Here is a 21,368-nt window from a genome sequence, read left to right on the forward strand (position 1 = left end):
CGTGGCAGCGTTTGAGTACACAGCCCTCGCGGCATCCGGTCGAAAAAGCAAGGGAACCCTAGAGGCCGACAGTGCCCGTTCGGCGCGGCAGCAATTGCGTGCTAAAGGCATGGTGCCTCTGGATGTTACCCCTGCCGCCGAGCAATCTGAGAAGAGTGCTGGCGGTTTTATGTCCGGAAGTCCTGGGCTCAGCATTAAAAATCTGGCCCTGCTTACCCGCCAAATTGCCACTTTGTTGCGCGCCGGTATTCCGTTGGAGGAGACCCTAGGGGCAATTGCCAACCAGACTCGCAACCAGAAAATCCGGCGGGTAGTGCTGGCGGTGCGCGGAAAGATTTTGGAGGGCCACAGTTTTGCCCAGGCCCTTGGGTGTTTCCCCAAGGCTTTCCCCAAGCTCTACCGGGCTACCGTGGAGGCCGGTGAGCACTCCGGACACTTGGATGCGGTGCTGGAACGTTTGGGAGATTACACCGAGGGGCAGCAGCAGTTTCGTCAGAAAGTGCAATTGGCACTTATTTACCCCATGGTATTGGTATTTATCTGTGTCCTCGTGGTTACTGGCCTGATGGTTTATGTGGTGCCGGATGTCATTGAGGTCTTCACCGGCACTGGACAAATTTTGCCGCTGCCCACTCGGATACTGGTCTCAATGAGTGACTTTATTGCCGCCTGGGGCTGGCTGGTGCCTCCAGCGCTAGGGGCCATTATTGCGGGTGTAGTCATTATGCTGCGCCGCCCGGCGATCAAATATAAGTTTCACCATCGCCTATTGGACCTGCCGGTAATTGGTTGGATGGTTCGCGGTGCGCAGAGTGCCCGTTATGTGGGAACCTTAGCGATCCTTACCGGCAGTAGTGTCCCACTGGTGCAGGCAATGGGTATTGCTCGCGGGGTAATGACCAATGAGTTCTTAAAGGATCGTCTGGAAACTGCACAGAAGACGGTACGTGAGGGCGGTAGTTTGCACCGAGCCATGGAAGATATTGGGTATTTCCCGCCAATGATGATCTACATGATCGCCAGTGGTGAGTCTTCTGGCACCCTGGACGAAATGCTGCAGAGGGCTGCGGAGTCCCAGGAGCAAGACCTTCAGGGGGCGGTGACTGCTTTTGTGAGCTTGTTCGAACCGCTGATGTTGCTTGTTATGGCCGCTATCGTACTATTTATCGTGATGGCCATCATGATGCCAATTATGAGCATGAACGAACTGGCTATGTAGAGTTCAAAGTAGTGAAGTCCACAGATTCAGGATGCAGGTTATTTAGGAGGGGAAGATGAAATCCTTACTAAACAGCCGTGGCTTTACCCTACGCGAGGCCTCAAGGGTACTTATTGGACTCGGCTTAGTAGGGGTGCTCGGCTTCTTACTGCTTTGAGAGTGTAGATAGATCTCTTTTTACAAAAACTGAATATTTTTAAATTGGGGCCACGATTCCCTTCGTGGCCCTGGGGGTTCCCAGCTTTCAGCTGAACTTGGAGAAAAAAATGCGAAACCTACGCAGAAGTGGTGGCTTCACCTTGATTGAAGTCATGGTGGTGATTGTGATCCTCGGTGTTCTCGGCGCCATGGTGGTTCCCAGTGTTTTGGGCAAAACTGGTGAAGCCCGCATGAAGGCAGCTCGCGTTGACCTTCGTGCTATCGAGACTGCCCTCGACATGTACCGCATGGACAACTTTGTTTACCCAAGTTCTGACCAGGGTCTGGAAGCTCTAGTTTCCCGTCCCTCCGGTTTTCCCGAAGCTAAAAACTGGACTGAGCCTTACTTAAAGAAAGCACCCAAGGACCCTTGGGGTAATCACTACCAGTACATCAGCCCCGGCAGTGCCGGCGCATTCGATTTGTTCTCCCTGGGTGCGGATGGTAAGCCCGGTGGAGAGGGGGAAGCCGCCGATATTTTTGCCGCTGACCTGTAACTCGGTTCAATCAGCAATCGATGTATAGGCGATCAGCCCGCAGTAGGCTCAAGCGTAATCAGGGTTTCACGCTGGTCGAGATTCTGGTGGTGATTGTTATCATCGCCAGCTTGGCTGGCATGGCCATGATGTCCCTGGGCAGTTCCGGGGTGCGTGTTTGGGAAGGGGAGACTCAACGTCTCTCCGCCTTGTTGCAGCTTGTCGCGGACCGTGCCCTGATTGATAAAGCCCATTACGGCGTAGTGCTTGAACCCGAGTCTTATACGGTAGTGCGATTTGATCCCACTTCAATGACTTGGCAGGCTCCCGATATGGCTGCTGCCGGTCGACGCAGCCAGCGATTTGCGGCTCATGAGCTTCCCGCTATCGTTCGTTTGGAGGTGCTTGAAGAGGCGGAACTGCCTTCCACCCAATCCACAGAGTTTGCTGAAGAGCAGAGCGATGAGGAAAAGATCAAGCCGCAGTTTGTCGCTTTATCGAGTGGTGAAGTTCTCCCGATCAAACTAGCCGTTTTTCTGGTCGAGGATGGTGACTTCTCTCGTGGCGCGACAATTTCTTACAGTAGCCTCTATGGCTTGCAGCTAGAGTGGCAAGCCGATGACCTTTAAGCGCAATTCCCTGGCCCGACAGGGCGGTTTTACTCTGGTTGAGGTTTTGATCGCCCTGGTTATCTTTGGGGTTATTGCCGCCAGCGTATTGCGCACTATGCAGAGCAGCGTGCAGCGCCAAAGAGTTATGGAGGAGCGGCTCGCAGCCAACTGGGTCGCTCAACAGGTACTCTCGCAAATTAGGGTACAAACTCCCTGGCCTCCGATTGGTGAGAAAAAAGAGGAAGTGTCCTTTGCGGAGAGAGACTGGGAAGTGACCGCAAAGGTAGAGGCAACCAGCGAAGAGCGCCTTCGACATATCGTGATTCAAGTGGGTTACCCCGATGCCGAAAACCCAACTTTGACACTGGATGCCTGGGCGGCGCAGGAGTAGCTTCTATGCAGATTTCTCCAATAAAGGGCCAGTCAGGCTTTACTCTGGTTGAAGTGCTCGTCGTACTGGTGCTGGTGGCGATTATCAGTGTTGGTTCGTTTTCCCTTCTAGAAGTTTTCCATAATTCCGACAGTGTTGTTGAGCGTCGTGCAGAAGAGTTGCGCCGTTTTTCCATGGCTCTCTATCGTCTGGAGGAGGACCTGCGCCAGGTAACAGCGCGACCGATTAAAAATGCCTATACGGGCTATGAACCCGCTTTGCGCGGTGATCAGGACGAATTCGAATTTACCCGCCTTGGGGCGGCAAACCTTATTGGTGAGCCTCGGGGTGAACTTCAGCGGCTGGGTTATAGTATCGGCTACCCAGAAGACGATGAGAGAAACAGCTCCTTTACTGAAGAGGAAGATCCTGGGGCTTTGTTATTGCGCAGTCGCTGGCAAGTTTTAGACCGAGGCCCTGATTCCGAGCCAATTGTTGAACCTCTGCTCGCCGGTGTGGAGAGCCTGACTTTACAATATTTTGACCCTAGCTCAGATGCCTGGGTTGCCCAATGGCCGCCAGCCGGTACTACAGCATCTACTACCAGTGCAGATAGCCGCCTGCCAAAGGCTATCGAGTTCGTGTTAATGACTCGTCAGTACGGTGAAATACGCCGCGTATTCTCCTTCTCAACTGTAGAGTTCAGTCCTCCTGGAGCTAATTCCGGCAACGGTGGTAATGGAGGGGGGAACAACTCTGGAGGTGGGAACAACTCAAACGACGGCAATTCAGGTGGGGATAATTCCGGCGGAGGTGGTAACGATGAGCGGCTCTAAGTCGATAAAGACTTTTCGCCGCCAGCGGGGCGTGGCTTTAATTACCGTTTTACTTGTAATGGTGATTGCAATTGCCCTGGTCTCGCACGCCATTACCCGCGATCAGATTTCCATCACCCGAAGCGGTGCTCTTTTGGCCAATTCGCAATTAGCCGAGTTTGTCGCTGGGGCTGAGGCCTGGAGTAGGGTGGCGCTTCTCAAGGATTATGAAGAGGATAAAGACGCTGCCCAACCTGCCGATCACGCTCTTGAGGCCTGGGCAGCACCGGCGTTGCAGTTCAATCCTGATAACGGAAAAATACGCATAAATATTAAAGACTTAAACTCTTGCTTTAATGTAAATAATCTTGTCGATAGCGGTAACGGCACCGATCAGTTTGATATTTTTCGCCGACTGGTGAGCAATGTCACAGGAAAATCAGACTTAGCCGGGACTATTGCCGACTGGATGGATGACAACGACACGCCGCGTTCTTCAGCAACCGAGGATGATGGCTATCTCGGTAGGGATCTTGCCCATCGCACCCCAGATACCTTAATCAGTGATATATCGGAACTGTCTTCTGTACAGGGTATGGAGCCGGAAGACTGGCAGAAGCTGGCTCCATTCCTGTGTGCGCTGCCGGAGACTGGAAGCAAGATCAATGTCAACCTGGCTTCTCAGGAGCTTTTGGAAGCGGTGGACCCCTCTGCTAGCGTGAGTAAGTTGCTGCTGTTTCGAGAGTCTGGCGGCATCCTCAGCCAGTCGGGGGATTTGTCCTCTTATGGCTTCAACAACACCAACCAGTTTGTGTTTCATAGCCAGCACTTTCTGGCGCGTATTGCTGTCCAATTGGGAGATAGTGAAGACTACCGCCAGTATTGGGAGACGTCTCTATGGCTCGATGAGGGCGGGGACGGTGAAGTCAAAGTTGTACAGCGCCAGCGGCGCACTTTTTCTGGTGCAATGATGCAGGAATTACTCGACTACAAGGCACCGTAGCGAGTCTAGATAGTAGATAGCCAATAAGATTGTATGTTTAAAAAGAAAAGCGTAAATGAAATCGGCATGCCTGCAGTGCCACCCAAGCCAGCTTTGGTCTTGCTGCGGCTCTCTGAAACTGGCGCCGGTGGGCTCACCTTACATCAGTGGGAGAATGGCTCTTGGTGTGAAGCTGCTCTGGATGATGAATTCCTTTCAGCCTTCAATCCAGAGTTTGAGGCATCGGCTGTACCCGACATCCACCCAGCGTTGAACTTGCCAGAGGGCAGCAAGGCGCTGCTACTTCTGCCTGGTAACTGGGTTTGGAGTGGCGTTGAATCTATCCCCAAAGCAGCTAGACGTCAGGCCAACGCTATTGGCTATATGGTCGAAGAGCAGCTTGCGGAGGATGTAGAAGATCTGCATTTTGTCTGTGCGCCTCGCAATGGTGATATCTGTAGCATTTACGCGATTTCCAAAGACAAAATGGAAATTTTGCACAGCCAGGTGGAGCGACTCGGCTGGCCTTTGACTGCGGCATTACCAGAATATTTACTTTTGGATCTACTCGATATTGACCTTTCCCTTTGGTTGGATGGAGAGCAGGCTCATTTTTGGCAGTCGACGGGGCAGGGATTGTCGATCCGCCGCGAATACCTCCAGCCTCTGTTAGGCTCCCTTCTTGACGTAGATAATGCTTCTGAAGAAGGTGCTGATGAGGAGGAAGGGGAAGAGGGCAAAGAACTCCTGTTACTGGGTGGCGGTGAAGAGGACGGTCTTGTTGTTGCCGAGCTGGAATCACTTTTTGCCGATCGCCTACAAGTCAATCAGCGCCCACCTGAAGAAGTTTTTCTTGAGCGTTATAAGCCCGGCAAACTTAGTAATTTGCTCAGTGGCGATTATCAACTAGCCAGCGGCAAAACTGAGTCGGTATGGTGGCTAAAGCCGGCCAAAGTAGCCGCCTTCTGTTTTGCCGCACAACTTCTGTTTTTTGTTGGTGCTGGGGCCTACTACCACTGGCAGGCTGAGCAGGCAGAAGAGCAGGCTAGAGCCATGTTCACAGAGATGTTCCCCAATGTACGTCCCTCGGCCCAGATGCGTAGGCAGCTAAATGGCTTCTTAAAAAATGCGGGGAATCAGGGCGGCGCCTTTACCACCCATATGCAGCAGCTCAGTAAGGTGTGGACTCAACAGCGAGGTAAAGAGTTGCAACTTCAATCACTTCGCTTTGATGGCCAGCGCGGTGAAATGGTATTGCAGCTTAAGGCACAGAACCTCTCAGATTTGGACACTTTTGTCAGCAAGCTGTCTGGCAATGGTTTGCGTGCAGATTTACTTGGTGCCAATGAGTTGAAGAAGGGCGTATCCGGGCGGGTGCGTGTGCGCTAGAGGCGCAAGGTATAAGGCGAAAGAATTCGGTATTTAAAGCAGAATGAAAGAACAAATCGAGCAGTGGAAACAGAAGTGGCAGGCGATGTCACCCAGTGATCAACGCGCCTTGAGCATCCTTAGTCTTTTTGCCGGGGCGCTTTTTATTGTCTATGGCCTTTACAGTCCGGCCAAAGGTTTTTTCGATGAGTCTCGCGCGCGAGCAGAGGAGTCACAGGAGCTGGTTCAGTGGATGGAGTCCCAGCGACCCGTGCTCTCCCGTGTTAAACCCAATGGTGGGGGCGGCCAGGCTTCCGGCACTTTGTTGCAGCGGGTAACTAATGCGGCCAAGCAAAACCGGGTCACGATTAAACGATTTGAGCCCGAAGGGGAAAATCGTATTCGTCTATGGGTTGAGGAGGTGCGCTATCAGGATCTTCAGCCATGGTTAAACCAGTTGATGAAAGAACAATTGGGTGTTCGCACCATCAACCTTGATGCCTTGCCGGAGCAGGGTATGGTTTCCGCTCGCCTGACTATTGAGGGCTAAAGGAGCCCTATCATTTTCTATAGAATTTGGAGAAGTCCGGATAAGATTAGGCTTCTCCTTATCAATCCATATGTGTTCTGCAGATCACAAGCTCTTTACAATTATGTGCTCCTCCTTGCCCTGTAGCTGCATTTCTTTTTTACATCTTTTCAATAAACCCTAATTTAGCCAGAATTGTCGCCAAAAGCCCTATACTGAAGATGGGAAGTGGAAAAAGGTGCCACTATGCTTTTTAAAGATGTAACCACCAAGCACTTGGTTGAGGTGGCAGATGTTGTCACGCTCTCGAATCCCTATGAGCTCACGGTAGTTGGCCGCTATCTGTGGGGGGAAGAGGTACAAGACCCAGAGGTTTTCGATAAAACAGACTTGTGTTTTCTGTCTGGTGAGCCACTACCAAGATGTTGGCACGATAGCCGCTATCGTGAGAAGGAAGTGCGTCGTTTGCGCTGTGGAACCCACGCGCAGGAAGATGGTGACTATTATCAGGGTGCTTGAACTGCCAGTCATGTTAATGGGTGAGCTGACCGACTGTATTCGGCCAAGTCTTACCTGTAGCTGTTAAGCGCTGTACAATGCGCGCCAATTTTTACAAGCGAAGATTTGCATGACTTTTGAGCAGTTTGAAGAGTATTCCCTGTGGTTGGGAATTGGCGCACTAATCTTATTCATGGTGTTTATCGTCTGGAACCTGGCCAAGGATTCTAAAGCGGGTAGGTTTGGCACCTTTATCCTGTTTCTGGCACTAGGTCTTGGACTGCTCGGCTTTATTATAAAAACAGTACTGGTTGAAGTACTTGGGATAGGCTAGGGACCTCTATGTCACCGGATACCCAATGCTCCAGGGAAGGTCGCTATGACATTATTTGATCGCCCTGAACTCAAGGTGCAGAAAGATCGGCGTATTTGCCGTGCCACCGATATGCGTATCGCCAAATATAGCCGGCGAGGCATGGTGCTCTCATTCTGTGCATTTTTGATCGCGGCCACCATCGGTGATATGCGCCTGGAAGCTCCGCGCTTATTGCTGATTCTAGGGGCCGGGTTAGTGGTTCTCACGCTGATCCGCGGTTACTACGTTTTTCGTTTTGGTCATTTGTATAGTTCGGGACCCAATCGCTGGCGTAATCATTACTTTTTTGTATCGATTCTTGGTTCTATCTGGTGGGGCCTGACTCTATTCTATTTTGTTTACTATATGGGGTTTGCCCCAGAGACCCACTTTCTGTGGATCTATACCGTCATCTTTTGCTCCAGCGTGACCACGGTATTCTCGCCTTATCACCGTTTTCTCACTTGGTTTACGGTTACTTCTCTACTGCCAGCGGCATTGATGGCTCTTTTCTCTGGCATGATCCTCGGTACTATTTACGGGACGCTCACTCTGGCCTTTATCTGGCTGACCGCTCACCAGGGGCGGCGAGAGTCGGAGAATTATTGGGAGCGCCTGTCGGCTATGCAGGAGTTGCAGCAGCGTGCGAGCAGCCTGGCTGCAGCACGAAAGCACTCTGAAGCGGCCGTTGAATTGACGAATGAATTTATTGTTAATATTGGTCAGGAATTCCGCAGCCAGCTTTCTGATGCCTTGGGGGCCTTGTCTCTTTTGGAGGCAGAACCGCTCAGCGAGCGTCAAAAAGAGTGGGTGGGGCTGGCCAAAAATGCCAGCAGCCAACAGCTTAAGCTAGTGGACAATGTGGGGCTCTTTACCCGCGTTGCTCGCAAAGATATCCGTATGCGCCAGGGGCCATTTAACCTGGTCAAAACCATTGAAAAGTCCTTCAAGTTCGCTGCGCGAGCAGCCCATAGTCAGTCTTTGGAATTTAACTTTCAGATTGATGACAGCCTGCCGGTGATGGTCACTGGCGATAATCGCAAAACAGCTCAGTTGATTCGGAATCTGGTGGACTCGGCTACGGGAATTGCCCAACGGGGAGAGCTTTGGGGCGAAGTGAGTTTTACCCCGATCACCTCTGTAGAAGGGCAGTTGAATATTACTCTGAAAGATGACGGCCGCGGTGAAATCCTGCCTGATGAGAGCGAGCTGTTTGGTGCTTTTTCCAGAATGGATACCAATCAGGTAACTACAGGTTTAGGGCTGTCTATCGCCAAGGGTCTGGCGGAAGCTATGGGGGGGTATCTACAACTGCACTCCAATCAAGACGGTAACCGCTACCAGGTCGTAGTCAAATTTACTATTGAACCTAATCAGCGTACTTACTTAACCCCGGACCGCCGTTTGCAGGATAGTGAGGTTTTACTGATACACCAAAAGGGCCTGTTTATTTCCGGCTTGATGCAGATGCTGCGCTCCTTTGGTATGGACGTAAAGTCCCAGCGCTGGTGTGAAGGTTGCGAGTGTGAAGTACAGCAGCTCCTTCAGCAGGCTTTGGAGCGAGGGCAACTGATCATGTTGGTGCCCGCCATGGGCGATGAGATACTCTTCGAATCAGTTACACCATTCTTTGAAAAGACTCATGCTGAGGACCGTGATTGCCCATTGATATGCCTGGGCGGCTTTGGTCAAAAGTCCTCTTTTGCGGAATTGCAAAGACTCGTACCTTCAGCTCTCTACCTGGGACGACCGGTAACCCGTAAGGAGTTGCACGATACTCTGGTGGAGAGAATCTTTGGCGGCGCCAAGCGAACTACTCGGCGTGTAGTAAAAGGTGGTGCCGACCAGCCGCGGCAATATTCTCTGCTGTTGGTGGAGGACTCCCGTCCACATCAGTGGGTAACGGAAGAGATGTTGCAGGCACTCGGTTACCAGGTAGATATCGCCAGCAATGGAGAGGAGGCCTTGCTGCGTTTATCAGAGGGGCATTACGACCTGGCCCTGGTAGATTGTCAGCAAAATACCGATCACAGTGCCGAGATAATCGAGATACTGCGCCGATGGGAAACAGAGCACAGGCCTGATGATCGATTACCAATCGTTGCTTTAACTAGTACCACAGAAGAACAATTCGAAGGGCGTTGTTTAGCGGCAGGAATGGATGATTATCTAACCAAGCCCCTGAGCAAGGATCTGTTACGGGAAACCTTGGCCCGTTGGTTGGGTAGCGCCTAGAGTTGCTGAACTAGGATTATTTAATAATTGGATAATAGAAAGCCGCGGCAATTGCCGCGGCTTTCTTATGGTTAGAATTCGTAGCGAACGCCTATACGAGCGCTCCAATAAGACGGTTCAGCAACCCGTGTCTGGCCTGATGGCTCTAAGAATTTATTGAAAACGTAGCGGCCTTGATCATCGATATCAGCCTCTACAGCGGCCTGATAGCGCGGGAAATCTCCTTCATACATCACGCCCCAATCATCGTTAATCAAGTTCCCCAGATTTTCTACGATAAAGTAGGCGTTGATCCTGTCATCCGCGCGCCAACCGGGTAATTCCTGGTCAATACGTAGGTCGAACTTGGTCCACCAATCACTATGGATTTCATTTCGCTCCATAATCTGACCGCGATCAAGATCTTCAGAATCAACAAAAGCGAAAAAGGCTTCAGTATCGAAGTCTTCAGCAAATACTACATTTGCGTCATCGCTACCGGTTGGTATGTACAGTAGGCTGCGGCCGGAGCCTACATCGCCAAATAAGCCGCCGCCAAAGGTATAGCTATAGGGTAGCCCTTCATTTGCACTGCCAAACAAGGTAAAGCGCGTTTCATAGCCTGCAAAAAACTCGTGAGCGTAGTCCATTTTGAGAGTGAAGCGGTGGGGTACCACATAGTTGGAGGTAGCGGCCCCCGGGTTCTCAGCATCGACAGTTGCAATTTTGGTGTAGTTAGACCAAGCCACAGAACTGGTCATTGGATTCACATCCTCGGCTTCTGTGTAGGCATAGCCCAAGGCTACATTGAGACCAAAGTCGAAGGATTTGCTTAGACCCAGGGATAGAACGCTGGAAAAACCGGAATCTCCTTTTACGTTAGTGAGCATAAAGTCTCCGCTACGACCATTGGCGCTTTCATAAATTGGGCGCCCATCCACAGCAGTATCTACTTGTTGCAGGGATATATCGCGGACAATGGCAGCATCTTTATAGTCGCTATAGAGGTAGTCAGCAGAAAGCAAATAGCCGGATTCAAACTCGTAACTAGCGCCGATGGCATACTTCCAAACTGAAGGGATTTCGAAATCCGGATCCATTAGATTGACGCCACCAGATCTACCTTCTCCATTGGCAACCTGGTCATATAGATTTTGCGGTATGTCATAGATGGGGCGGCCACTGCCAGTCCAGTCCATATCGAAGAGCGGGGTTCCACTACTATCGGTGGTTTCTATCTGCAATACCCCGTTGTTGGAATAATTGTTGGAAATCCAAACGTTGGGATTGCCACCAGAATATAGGCCCAGGCCACCGTGTAGCTCCAGGCTATCATTGACATTCCAGTTGAGACCGAGACGTGGCTGTAAAAGGTCTATGCCATCCATATTATGCTGGTTACTGAAACCGTACGTTTCTGTGATATCCAGATTCTTCACCGGCCTATCGTTGCTGCTGTAGCGGTCATAGCGCAAGCCTGCTACGACTGTGAGATCAACTTCGGCAAAAGTGTATTCATCCTGCAGGTAGAAAGTATCGATGTCATAAGCAAACTCTGCTGCAGCATCCAAGGGATTATTGGTGATGGCAGCATTTTCATAGATAATTTTGCTGGCAACGCCATTTTCAAAATCTTCGATACTAGCAAACCGGTACTCCCCCTGTGCTTCCTGAATAAACAGGTTAAATACATCGAAACTTTCATGTTCGTAGCCGGCGGTGAGATTGTGCTCACCCAGCAATAAGCGCCCGGCGAGTTTTATGCTCAAATTATCGTAACTCAGCTTATTGGCATGGCGGGAGTCATCAGATCCCAAGTAAACCGTTGCGCTCTTTAGGCCTTCTTCGTCCTTACTGGTGACCTGGACTTCACCAAATTCAGTACCACCGAGAGAGAGTTGCCAGTTATCCAACTCTGAATAACCGATCTTTATTTCTGTAGAAAAGATATCGCTCCAATCGGAAAACAGCTGAACAATATAAGAATTCAGTTCGGCACCGCGCTCATAATAATGATTGGATAGCTCTAGCTCATTGTAGTCGTCGTCGGATTCGGCAATAGAGTAGCCATCGTTGTAGTTATAGGTAAGAGAGGCTCGATGATTATCGCTGATATTCCAGTCTAGCTTGATCAGCAATTTCTCATCTTCTTCCGGCAGGCTTGAGGGGAGCCGGCCAGGGTTATAATCGTACACATCATTCGCGATGCGCACGATTTCCTGCAGCTGCTCCTGAGATACGCCCTCAACCTCAGAGGGAGAGTTACTACCTGTTGGTCCACGGTCAAAAGTAGCGACACCTTCTAGCTTTTCGTAAGCGGTGAAGAAGAACAGTTTGTCCTGGATAATGGCTCCACCTAAGGTAGCGTTGTAGCGTTTCTCATCAAAGCTGGCTACAGGGAAGTCTTCACCCTCAAGAGAATCTCCACGGAAACCATCATCGGTATAGTCATAAAAGAATGAACCATGCCACTCATTGCTGCCGGACTTGGTCACTGCATTGATGTTACAGGCGCTGAATCCGCCGTACTGCACATCGAATGGAGCCAGCTCTACAGCAACTTGCTCGATTGCATCGTATGAGAAGGGCATGCGTTCTGTTGGATAGCCATTGCTATTCAAGCCAAAGTTGTCATTCATGCGCACCCCGTCAACAGTAAGGCTGTTGAAGCGCGGGTTGGCGCCAGTACATTGAATAGAGTCATAACTGGCTTCGTCGATGTAAACTCGTGGGTCCAGACGTAGCAAGTCCTTGATATCGCGGTTTACTGCGGGTGCACTGGCTAGGTCATCGCTATTGAAGTGAGATGCCGGGCCTACCGCTAGTCGGGAAGTAGTGATAGCTTGTCCAAGCACGCTGACTTCCTCAAGGTTACTTGTGTCGAGGGATACCACCAGGGGCAGGGTATCGCCTACTGAGAGATAAATATCTTCAAAGGTACGATTCCCCTGTTCGGTTTCAATTTTGACGATATAAGGGCCACCCACACGCAAACCACTGAGATTAAACTGTCCTGATTCTCCTACCTCGGCCACTCGCCGACTATTGGATGGCGTGTGCACTACAGTAATTTTTGCATCGCTGATGGCTTCGCCTGCGCTACCAGTAATAGAGCCGCGAATGGCTGCGGCAGTTTCCTGAGCGTAAGAGATATGTGTTGAACCAATCGCGGAGATAATCGCGGCGGATAAGCACATGCGCCGGAAGATAGAAGGTTTCATAACTAGATCCTGGTCTTTAAGTGGGCCAACAGCGTGGCTTTGAGAGAACTGGTTGTAAACGGCTCCCGAGACTCATCCCCAGGTCTCGGCCAGAGTGCTTTTTAGCGGGTGAAATTGAAGGGCTGGTTAACGATTTGTTGCAATTTTGTAACAGGTTCGTGAGATGGCATTGATGCATACCAATTTGTCACAAGTGTTTATTAAGCTTGCCGCAAATTTCTGCAGTGGATGATTGAGATGATTAACCTAAAAAAAATAATTTGTATAAATATTCTATTGGTTGGGCTGCTCAGCACCCTAAAAACCCATGCTTGGGGAGATGATGGCCATAGAGTGGTTGGAGAAATCGCTTGGCATTATTTGGCACCTAATGTAGCCGCAGAAGTTGAATTGTTACTTGATGAGGTTGGGGAACCACATCTGGCAGAGTCAGCCACCTGGGCGGATCGTATTCGTTCCAACGAGCAATATAATTGGGCAGCGCCCATGCACTATATCAATCTATCTCGGGACTGGAACCGCTATGACGCGGAGAGGGATTGCCCTCCAACAGGATGTATTGTCAAAGCCATTCAGCAGTTTGAAGAAGTTCTTGCAGATCGCACCCGGTCAGGGACAGAGCGTGCCGAGGCCTTAATGTTTATTGCGCACTTTGTAGGGGATCTTCATCAGCCGCTACACACAGGTCTTTATTCGGATCGTGGTGGCAACGATGTATTCGTGCACTTTTATGGAGAGGAGACCAATTTACACGCTCTTTGGGATATCCATCTTGTCTCAAGAGTGGTTACCGATTGGCAGGGTTATGCAAAAGAACAGACAGAAAAAATTGGTGCAGTCCAGAGCCAGCTTTGGCAGTCTACAGATGCAATAGACTGGGCAAAGGAGTCCCATCAGTTGGCTCATAAACTGGCATATACCAATGAAACTCAATTGGGGGAAAAGTACTTCTTGCGCTGCAGGGATTCCTTAGAAATGCGTCTACAGCAAGGTGGTGTGCGCTTAGCTGCCGTACTTAACAAAGTTTTGGGTGGAAGATCATTGAAGATGGTCGATCGATAATTAATCTAGTGGTTTTATTGTGGTGTTAGCCTCCACGAGATAAGGGAAACTAGCATCCATCGCTCATTGAGTGAAGGAGTTTTCCTAAACACCGGCTTAAGGATGGTAGATTCTAAATAATGCAATTCGAGCTCTTTTGACAATTAAAGTGCCCGTCCAAGCCCGAATTGCTCCTAAAAACTGGACATTAGTTTAGAGCTACTTCTCCTTGAGCATGTGAGCGCAAAAGCAACTGTTTGGAAGTATTTGAAGACATGCTATCTCCCAAGCTCAACCTTGAAGAACTCCCAGGCTAACTGATTATCTGAAGCGGACAGGTTACGATTTGCGTCCGCCATCACATATTTTCCGTGGGCTGTTTTCAAAGTGATTTTGTCATTTTGATTCAAACAGGCCCATCCGTTGGAATGGTTGTAAAGGACAAATTTCTCCCAGCCTAAAAGCACACTGGCTCTTACATCGACATTATGGTTGTTATGTGGAGTGGCACGTAAGTAATGACCGTTATGGGCGCGCAGTGAAACCGTGTCACCACTCTGAATACAGCGGTGATCCACCCACTGCTGGGTGTTCCCTTTTTGCTCCAGCGCAAGAGTAAAAGTCTCCCATTCTGCAGCCGCAGCAGGCATATTTTTTGCCTCATCGTTACCACCGTAGACAGCCTGAATGCGTGTGTTGTGGTGGGTATTAAGCAGGGAGGCTGTATGTGCCCTCGCATAAGTGGATGAATAGGCGGCAGCGTGATTGGTCCAACTTAATGTTGCCGTAATGGGGTTGTGATCACTGATGCTCTGGTGGACTTCATCATACCGGTTGGTAAAGAAGCTAATTTGCGAGTTGCCGCGAAAAGCAATATGGTCAACACCCTTACAGGGGCCCTTTACATCGTTAATATTCGTATTACCTGCGGCATAACTTACCTGGCTACAGGACCAGGTTAAGCCCAACTCGGAAGCCCAGCGCCCCAACTCCGACTGATTAGGGCCTGGCTGCCAGCCGCCGTTGTCAATCCATGCATTAAAGTCGCCCATTACAATCACTGGATATCCGGCCGAATTTTGTTGAATAAAATGTTTGAGCTGGTTGAACTGGCCTGTTTTCTCCTGGCCGTTACTGGTGTCCATGTGAGTATTGTAAAAGTGTACTTTTAGGTCCTTGGCTAGCTGAACTTCAGTGAAGGTGAAGCCTTTTTCCGTCTCACAATCGGGACTTGAGCCGTTTGCGATAAAGTCTGAGTAGGTACCCTTACAGCTTGAATACTCAACATGCAGCTGCCTGCCATTAATAGGGTGTTTGCTGATAGTGCTTAAACCATCGCCAAAACTGAAGACCCCGCCCTGGAAATGATCACTTCGATAAGGATATTCTGTTTGGCTAAGGGGAGACATCACCGCGTAATTTCTGACCCAGTTTTCCTGGAGTCCGACAATATCGTAGGCCTGTCCGGCAATATAGGTGGATGAAAATAGAGATGCCTGGCTATCAGAAATACCCTGTAAACCTTCAGGAAAGCCCTTTATGTTGGCTGCCATTACTCTAATTTGGCCACTTTGCCCAGCCAAGCTTCCCGGCCTGCTATAGGCTTGATTGCCCACAGTGCCGGTAAAACCTACTTGAGTGCTGGAACTAACCAGAATATCCCATATTTCTGACAAAGTTATTGCTGAAGCAGAAGCGCTTAGGCCCAGGCTTCCTACGATAAGAGCTGACCTTAATAGTTTATTTTTCATTTTATTGTTATCCGTTATTTAAATTGTCCGATTTTATTTTTCTATAAGTGGTGTATCTCGGGTATCGTTTATTGGTTGTGCGTGGTAAAGGGAACGATTTTTAATTAATTATGAGGACTCCTTAATTGACAAATATTACTATTAATATTTAAGCGACTTTTATTTGGCGTCTACCGAACGGATAAAAGACTTCAGTAATAGATACTAATTGTCATTTCATCAATAAGTAAGATAGAAAGAACTTTAACGGGCTATGGCCAAAATAAAAGGTTGGGCAAGCGTACTAGAAAGCAATTGCCGGAATAATAAAGGATTGGTGATATGAGTGGATACCGAATTAGTAAATTTTAAAATCAATAATAGACTGGGCAGTTCCGCTTGTTGTCTTAGCTGCCAGCCTGATTAACAATGGTTGCAGTTTAAGTACACAACGCCCACCTCAGGCTCCAGAGCCTGGGAAATATTAACAATAATGTAGTAGGTGTACATACATGGAACTGGTAGGACTTCACCGGAGCCTTAGGCTCTTCTGCGCCCCCCTTATTGTGGCTTTACTGACGAGTGGTTGCTCGGAATCCAAAGACAGTAGCCCTAAAAACCGTTTGGCCTTAGCCCAACAAGCGCTGACTTTGGCGCCCGCTGATCCAGAAATTGCTGAAATCTATCAGCGAACCTGTCGCAGCTGTCACAGCACTGGGGTCAGCGCTGCGCCACTCACTGGGGACATTGCCGGCTGGGAACCGCGTCTCGACAAGGGAATGGATGTATTGGTTGAAAACGCGATTAATGGTTTCCAGGGGATGCCGCCACTGGGTCTTTGTTTCGAGTGCTCACCGGAGCAGTTTGAACAGTTAATTGCCTTTATGGCCTCTGCGGAGTAAGGGATTATGCAGCAGTCACGTCGCCGCTTTATTACAACTATTGCCGCTGGTTCTACAGCTATCGCTGCTACTCCAATCTCCTCTATGGCACGCACCTTGGTACAGGCGAGTGACCCAGTAAAGCGTAAGGGTATCCGCTGGCGCAACTGGTCTGGTTCGCAAGACTGCCTGCCCAGTGAACGTCTGGCACCAAAGACAATCGCCGAACTACAGCAACGTGTAGCTGATGCTAGAGGTACTGTTAGAGCTGTGGGGGCTGGGCACTCCTTCACGGCCTTGGTGCCCACCGATGACACCATTCTCTCGCTCGGGCGCATTAGCGGTGTGGCCGATCATAGTAGCGAAACCACCCAGGCTACGATTTACGCGGGTACACGTATAGCCGATCTTGGCCAGCCGCTTGAAGATATTGGTCAAGCCTTGATTAATCAGCCGGATATTGATGAGCAAACTCTCGGCGGATGCCTGGCCACTGCCACTCATGGCACTGGGGCCGGTTTAGGTTGTATGTCCAGCTATGTAACGGGATTGGAGCTGGTTACGGCAGATGGCAGCACTCTGTGGTGCGATGCAGAGCAAAACCCAGAGACTTTCATAGCAGCCAAAGTTTCCCTGGGTAGCCTGGGGTTAGTGACCAAGGTGCGTATGCAGAACCAGTCCACTTACAAACTCCGGCGAGAATCCTGGGTGGCTCCCATGGGGGAGGTGCTTGAGCAGGCGGAGACACTGGCGGAGTCAAATCGCAATTTCGAGTTTTACTATATTCCTTTCTCCGGAATGTGTATGGCTGATACGCACCAATTAACGGATGAAGAGATCTTTACCACCGCGCGTGAAGATACTAACGAAGCTGTAATGACCCTTAAAACTGTTCGAGACTGGCTTGGCTGGTCGCCCAGATTACGGCAATACGCCTTACAGTCTGCAATGGAGGATATTGAAAAGGAGGTGGTTGTGGAGTCCTCTTGGCGAAACTACGCCAGTGAGCGAAATGTTCGCTTCAATGAGATGGAATACCACCTTCCCAGGGAAGCCGGACTGGCCGCTTTTGAGGAGCTGCGCCGTACAATCGAAGAGAACAATCTTAATGTGTTCTTTCCTATCGAAGTGCGCTTTGTAAAGGGGGATGATATTTGGTTGAGCCCCTTCTACCAGCAGGATTCCGTATCTATTGCGGTACACCGTTACTTTGAGGAGGATTACCAGCCCCTTTTTAAGGCACTGGAACCCATTATGCGCAAGCATGGTGGCAGACCGCACTGGGGGAAACTTAATACCTTGCATCGGCAGGACCTGGCTGGTTTGTACCCCCGCTGGCAGGATTTTCTTGAGGTAAGACGTGAACTTGACCCTAAAGGAAAATTTTTAAACCCGTACCTGAAAAAACTAATTGGTTGATAGGGCCCTTATTCATCTCAGGGCTGAAGAGAGACTAGGGGAGCGAGCTGTGCAGAAAACGCGGAGAAAATTTTTACTGGGCGGAGCGGCATTGGGGGTTGCGGCCGCATTTCCTTTGTTAAGGCCTAAAGCTTTGGGGAAGGGGGGGCACACTAACTATTTTCAAAGTCTCTCTAAGGCTCTGGATTCCGCAGGTTTCTCTGGTCCCACAATGGTAGTGGATTTAAACCGCCTGAGAGCCAATGCGACTGTACTTTCTGGGCATCTAAATGGGCACTTTGACTATCGAGTTGTTGCCAAATCGTTACCAGCTCTGGGGTTACTGGAGGCGGTTGCCAAACAGACTGGTACGCAGCGGTATATGGTTTTCCATCTACCTTTTTTGCAACAGTTGGCGCAGTCACAACCACAGGCAGATATTTTGCTGGGTAAGCCTCTTCCGATTGCTGCGGCCAAGAGCTTTTATAGCCGCCCAACAACCAGTGGATTTGACCCTAGAACACAACTTCAGTGGCTGATTGATAGCCCTCGGCGGCTACAACAGTATGCGGCACTAGCCGGTAGCCTTGAGCAAAGGTTACAAATCAATATCGAGTTGGATGTGGGGTTGCACCGCGGTGGAGTCAGCGATGCTCGTGACCTTACTGAAATGCTCAATATTATTAAGGCAGAACCACTGCTTACTCTGTCGGGATTTATGGGCTATGACGCCCATGCGGCTAAGATGCCGGGTATTTTAGGTGGCCCAGAGAAGGCCATTGATCGCGGTTTGGAGATTTATACTCAGAGGCTTGAGCAAGCTAAACAATTGTTGGGTGACCAGTATCCTAAAAGGTTGACGTTGAATGGCGCCGGCAGCCCGACTTACCAGCTTTATAAATCACGCTCAGATAGTGCACCCTGTAATGAGCTGTCGGCAGGTTCCTGTCTTGTTAAACCTATAGATTTTGATATCCCCACTCTCAGTGATCACAAGGCGGCTGCATTTATCGCCAGCCCAGTATTGAAGAAGTTACCGCAGACACAAATTCCTGGTTTGGAGAAACTAACGGGTACGATGCGCTGGTTAAACCCAAATCGCGAGCAGACATTCTTTATCTCTGGGGGGTATTGGAAGGCGCTGCCCGAATCTCCAGAAGGTCTTTCGATCAATCCTATTTATGGACGCTCTACAAATCAGGAAATGCTCAATGCTTCCAATCAGGTTGTCCTACAAGAGGATGACTGGGTTTTCCTGCGACCAACTCAAAGTGAGTCTGTATTTCTTCAGTTTGGGGATATAGCTGTGTATGACAAAGGGGAGATTGTGGAGCGCTGGCCTGTATTAAGTAACTCCTGAAAAAACATCTTTACATGGTTCTAAATAGATGACGCTGTACTGTATATAACCGTATGTAATCACAAGTAATTATTATAATAAATTTGGAGAGTGACGTGATCTTTGAGCTGGTTTTAGTGCTAAATACTATTTGGTTTTTAATGGGTTTCAATGTTTTCTCCTTGCGGGGAAAGATTTTTGCCAAGCTGGTTGTTCCTAGAGAGCATAGGGATACCCCTGTCTTTGGAATACTGGCTGAGTCAGGTAAATTTCTAGGCGGGTTTAATTTTTCATTGGCGCTAATGAGTATTCTTTTATTGGTTAATCACGCCTCCTTTTCTGGGGATATTCAAAGATCTATATTGCTTTTTGTTTTTTCTGTTACACATGGTTCTCAGTTTATTTATAACTTGCCAGTCGCGCTAAAGAACCGAAAAGGGGGTGGGCCTTGGAAAGTGAAAGGTGTGATGAAGTTTATATTTATTATGGACTTTATCATGATGATGATTAATTTAACCCTGGCGCTTTGGTATTGGTTGTAATGAGGCTGGTCGTTCGGTGTCGGCTAGTGTTGCCATTGCTGTTATGGGTGGCTTTTACGGTTTAATAGGTGATGCGATATTGAGTGATATTTTCCATATAAATATGCTGCGTTGAAGGGATGTGAAATAGGTGCTTAAATTAACAGATGTACCTACTGAACAAGTTTCGGCAATAACAGACTTGGTATTGGCTGTATTGGCGTTGTTTATATTTCTTTATTTTATTAGACCGGAATTCAAGTCCGGCTGGAAGAGAAATTGCTGGATTTGTTTCTTTGGGGTGATGTTTATCGTTGGCCTATTGGGTTCGGTAATTCATGGCTTTCAGATTGCCGGGCCTGAAAGAATATTCATGTGGCATATTTTATTTTTTTTCCTCGGTCTTTTTCTGGTGTCGTTTACACTCGCTATTATTGGTGATCTTGCCGGTGAGCGAATATCGAGAAAATTATTGCCCTACATATTTTTAATTGGCCTGATATTTTATTTCATTGCAGTATCTAGAATTGATGGTTTCATAGTATTTGTGGGTTATCAAGCGTTAGTGATGATTCCTGTTGTTATTGGTTATACATGGATGGGGGTTAGGGGGCGTTTACCTGGGGCTTGGTATATGGTTGTTGGCGGGTTTATTTCTCTCCTAGCTGTGGTATTGCAAGTCAGAACGGCTCTGGAGTTTACGTTTATTTGGACGTTTAACCACAATAGTCTTTATCATATGGTTCAAACAATAGGCGTATTGTTCTTTTTTGCAGGAATAAGAAAGTCACTGCAGGCATCAATATGATTTTTTACGCAATTTAATTCTTTAGGTTTTTATGAATCGAAATCCTCTACTCAAAGTGCTGTGATCTATAGGGGGGCAGAGAAAAGGCGCCCACACCCCCCTAAGTATTCATGATTGAAGCTGTATTATAAGGCCCCTGGCCAGCTTTAGGGTTATAGTGTTTTAGGCTGCACAATTTATAAAGAAGGCATTCTATGGGCGCCCGAAATACTATCTATGAATATGGGGCAGTTGCTAAGTGGCTTCATTGGATAATAGCATTCTTAATTCTAGGATCTTACGTCAGTGTCTATTACCTCCAATGGTTTACTGAAGAGGATACCCCAGCAAACTGGATTGCCTTACAGCTGCACTTGTCTATTGGCATAACGATTGGTGCTTTTGTACTGTTACGGATATTTTGGCGTTTGACTAACCCCACTCCGAAACTGGAACCTGGCTCCAGGCTAGAGCACTTTGCCGCGCATACAGGCCATTTTCTGTTATATGTAGTCATGATACTAGCACCATTAACCGGATACCTAGGAACTGGGGTGAATACTGAGTACTTTTTCCTGTTTGAAATCCCTCAGTTTGCTGACACTTCCCTTTTTGCCCACCTTGTTCAGAATAAAATGGGCTTGACCTTCAAACAGTTCGAGGAACCTATCGATTTCATTCATAAGGAAGTGCTGGGTGAATGGCTTATCTGGTTACTTATTTTGGGACACTTCTTGGCAGCCCTTTATCATCACTTTATAAAGAAAGACCGTACACTGATTAGGATGACTACGGGTAATCAGTGAAACAAGTAC

The 21,368-nt window shown here is 48.8% G+C and carries 20 protein-coding genes; 18 read left to right on the forward strand and 2 right to left on the reverse strand.

Features of this window, described 5'->3' with window-relative positions:
• The first annotated feature begins 1 nt into the window (after position 1).
• The 11 genes from gspF to ACJJIC_RS13220 all read left to right on the forward strand — a co-directional run bounded on the left by gspF (position 2) and on the right by ACJJIC_RS13220 (position 9,656).
• Positions 2 to 1,219 carry a type II secretion system inner membrane protein GspF gene (gspF, locus tag ACJJIC_RS13170; RefSeq protein ID WP_252085843.1) on the forward strand — a complete coding sequence of 406 codons (1,218 nt, stop codon included), beginning with the start codon at positions 2 to 4 and terminating at the stop codon, positions 1,217 to 1,219.
• Positions 1,220 to 1,485: 266 nt separating this feature from the next.
• A complete protein-coding gene (gspG, locus tag ACJJIC_RS13175; RefSeq protein ID WP_252085844.1) occupies positions 1,486 to 1,914 on the forward strand; it encodes a type II secretion system major pseudopilin GspG in 429 nt (142 codons plus the stop codon).
• A 20-nt stretch (positions 1,915 to 1,934) separates the two neighbouring features.
• Complete coding sequence (locus ACJJIC_RS13180; RefSeq protein WP_252085845.1) at positions 1,935 to 2,522, forward strand: prepilin-type N-terminal cleavage/methylation domain-containing protein; 588 nt, start codon at positions 1,935 to 1,937, stop codon at positions 2,520 to 2,522.
• Positions 2,512 to 2,895, forward strand: coding sequence for a type II secretion system minor pseudopilin GspI (gspI, locus tag ACJJIC_RS13185; protein WP_445357126.1), 384 nt, complete (start codon positions 2,512 to 2,514; stop codon positions 2,893 to 2,895). The genes ACJJIC_RS13180 and gspI overlap by 11 nt, the downstream gene beginning before the upstream one ends.
• Before the next feature lie 5 nt (positions 2,896 to 2,900).
• Positions 2,901 to 3,710, forward strand: coding sequence for a type II secretion system minor pseudopilin GspJ (gene gspJ, locus ACJJIC_RS13190; RefSeq protein ID WP_445357127.1), 810 nt, complete (start codon positions 2,901 to 2,903; stop codon positions 3,708 to 3,710).
• Positions 3,697 to 4,692 carry a type II secretion system minor pseudopilin GspK gene (gene gspK / locus ACJJIC_RS13195; RefSeq protein WP_445357128.1) on the forward strand — a complete coding sequence of 332 codons (996 nt, stop codon included), beginning with the start codon at positions 3,697 to 3,699 and terminating at the stop codon, positions 4,690 to 4,692. The genes gspJ and gspK overlap by 14 nt, the downstream gene beginning before the upstream one ends.
• Before the next feature lie 33 nt (positions 4,693 to 4,725).
• Entirely contained in the window at positions 4,726 to 6,060 is a 1,335-nt protein-coding gene (gene gspL / locus ACJJIC_RS13200; protein ID WP_444925013.1) for a type II secretion system protein GspL, read from the forward strand.
• Between the two features lie 43 nt (positions 6,061 to 6,103).
• Positions 6,104 to 6,589, forward strand: a complete 486-nt coding sequence (locus ACJJIC_RS13205; protein ID WP_444884969.1) for a type II secretion system protein M — start codon at positions 6,104 to 6,106, stop codon at positions 6,587 to 6,589.
• A gap of 225 nt (positions 6,590 to 6,814) precedes the next feature.
• Positions 6,815 to 7,087, forward strand: coding sequence for an acetyltransferase (locus ACJJIC_RS13210; protein WP_252085851.1), 273 nt, complete (start codon positions 6,815 to 6,817; stop codon positions 7,085 to 7,087).
• 109 nt (positions 7,088 to 7,196) lie between these two features.
• A complete protein-coding gene (locus tag ACJJIC_RS13215) occupies positions 7,197 to 7,400 on the forward strand; it encodes a DUF2788 domain-containing protein (RefSeq protein WP_252085852.1) in 204 nt (67 codons plus the stop codon).
• 45 nt (positions 7,401 to 7,445) lie between these two features.
• Positions 7,446 to 9,656: a response regulator gene (locus tag ACJJIC_RS13220; protein ID WP_252085853.1), complete on the forward strand. Its 2,211-nt coding sequence runs from the start codon at positions 7,446 to 7,448 to the stop codon at positions 9,654 to 9,656.
• Positions 9,657 to 9,727: 71 nt separating this feature from the next.
• Here ACJJIC_RS13220 and ACJJIC_RS13225 read toward each other — a convergent pair whose 3' ends face one another.
• Positions 9,728 to 12,856, reverse strand: coding sequence for a TonB-dependent receptor (locus tag ACJJIC_RS13225; RefSeq protein WP_445357129.1), 3,129 nt, complete (start codon positions 12,854 to 12,856; stop codon positions 9,728 to 9,730).
• 237 nt (positions 12,857 to 13,093) lie between these two features.
• Here ACJJIC_RS13225 and ACJJIC_RS13230 point away from each other — a divergent pair, with 237 nt between their 5' ends.
• Complete coding sequence (locus ACJJIC_RS13230) at positions 13,094 to 13,918, forward strand: S1/P1 nuclease (RefSeq protein ID WP_444909651.1); 825 nt, start codon at positions 13,094 to 13,096, stop codon at positions 13,916 to 13,918.
• 257 nt (positions 13,919 to 14,175) lie between these two features.
• On the opposite strand, the gene ACJJIC_RS13235 is transcribed toward ACJJIC_RS13230, so the two are convergent.
• Positions 14,176 to 15,648, reverse strand: coding sequence for an endonuclease/exonuclease/phosphatase family protein (locus tag ACJJIC_RS13235; protein WP_445357130.1), 1,473 nt, complete (start codon positions 15,646 to 15,648; stop codon positions 14,176 to 14,178).
• Between the two features lie 491 nt (positions 15,649 to 16,139).
• On the opposite strand from ACJJIC_RS13235, the gene ACJJIC_RS13240 reads away from it, so the two are divergent.
• The 6 genes from ACJJIC_RS13240 (at position 16,140) to ACJJIC_RS13265 (ending at position 21,359) form a co-directional block, all read left to right on the forward strand.
• Positions 16,140 to 16,529, forward strand: coding sequence for a c-type cytochrome (locus tag ACJJIC_RS13240; RefSeq protein ID WP_445357131.1), 390 nt, complete (start codon positions 16,140 to 16,142; stop codon positions 16,527 to 16,529).
• 6 nt (positions 16,530 to 16,535) lie between these two features.
• On the forward strand, positions 16,536 to 17,927 hold the full coding sequence (locus ACJJIC_RS13245; RefSeq protein WP_445357132.1) for an FAD-linked oxidoreductase, L-gulonolactone oxidase family: 1,392 nt from the start codon (positions 16,536 to 16,538) through the stop codon (positions 17,925 to 17,927).
• A gap of 49 nt (positions 17,928 to 17,976) precedes the next feature.
• Positions 17,977 to 19,266 carry a DSD1 family PLP-dependent enzyme gene (locus tag ACJJIC_RS13250; protein ID WP_444909648.1) on the forward strand — a complete coding sequence of 430 codons (1,290 nt, stop codon included), beginning with the start codon at positions 17,977 to 17,979 and terminating at the stop codon, positions 19,264 to 19,266.
• A gap of 95 nt (positions 19,267 to 19,361) precedes the next feature.
• Positions 19,362 to 19,787, forward strand: a complete 426-nt coding sequence (locus ACJJIC_RS13255; protein ID WP_252085860.1) for a hypothetical protein — start codon at positions 19,362 to 19,364, stop codon at positions 19,785 to 19,787.
• 130 nt (positions 19,788 to 19,917) lie between these two features.
• The gene (locus ACJJIC_RS13260) at positions 19,918 to 20,574 is read left to right on the forward strand and encodes a DUF6962 family protein (RefSeq protein ID WP_444909647.1); all 657 of its coding nucleotides are present in this window, start codon (positions 19,918 to 19,920) and stop codon (positions 20,572 to 20,574) included.
• 194 nt (positions 20,575 to 20,768) lie between these two features.
• Positions 20,769 to 21,359: a cytochrome b gene (locus ACJJIC_RS13265; RefSeq protein ID WP_252085862.1), complete on the forward strand. Its 591-nt coding sequence runs from the start codon at positions 20,769 to 20,771 to the stop codon at positions 21,357 to 21,359.
• The last annotated feature ends 9 nt before the right edge of the window (positions 21,360 to 21,368 follow it).

It is taken from the genome of Microbulbifer mixtoriginis (SeqCode) (genome assembly GCF_052468275.1).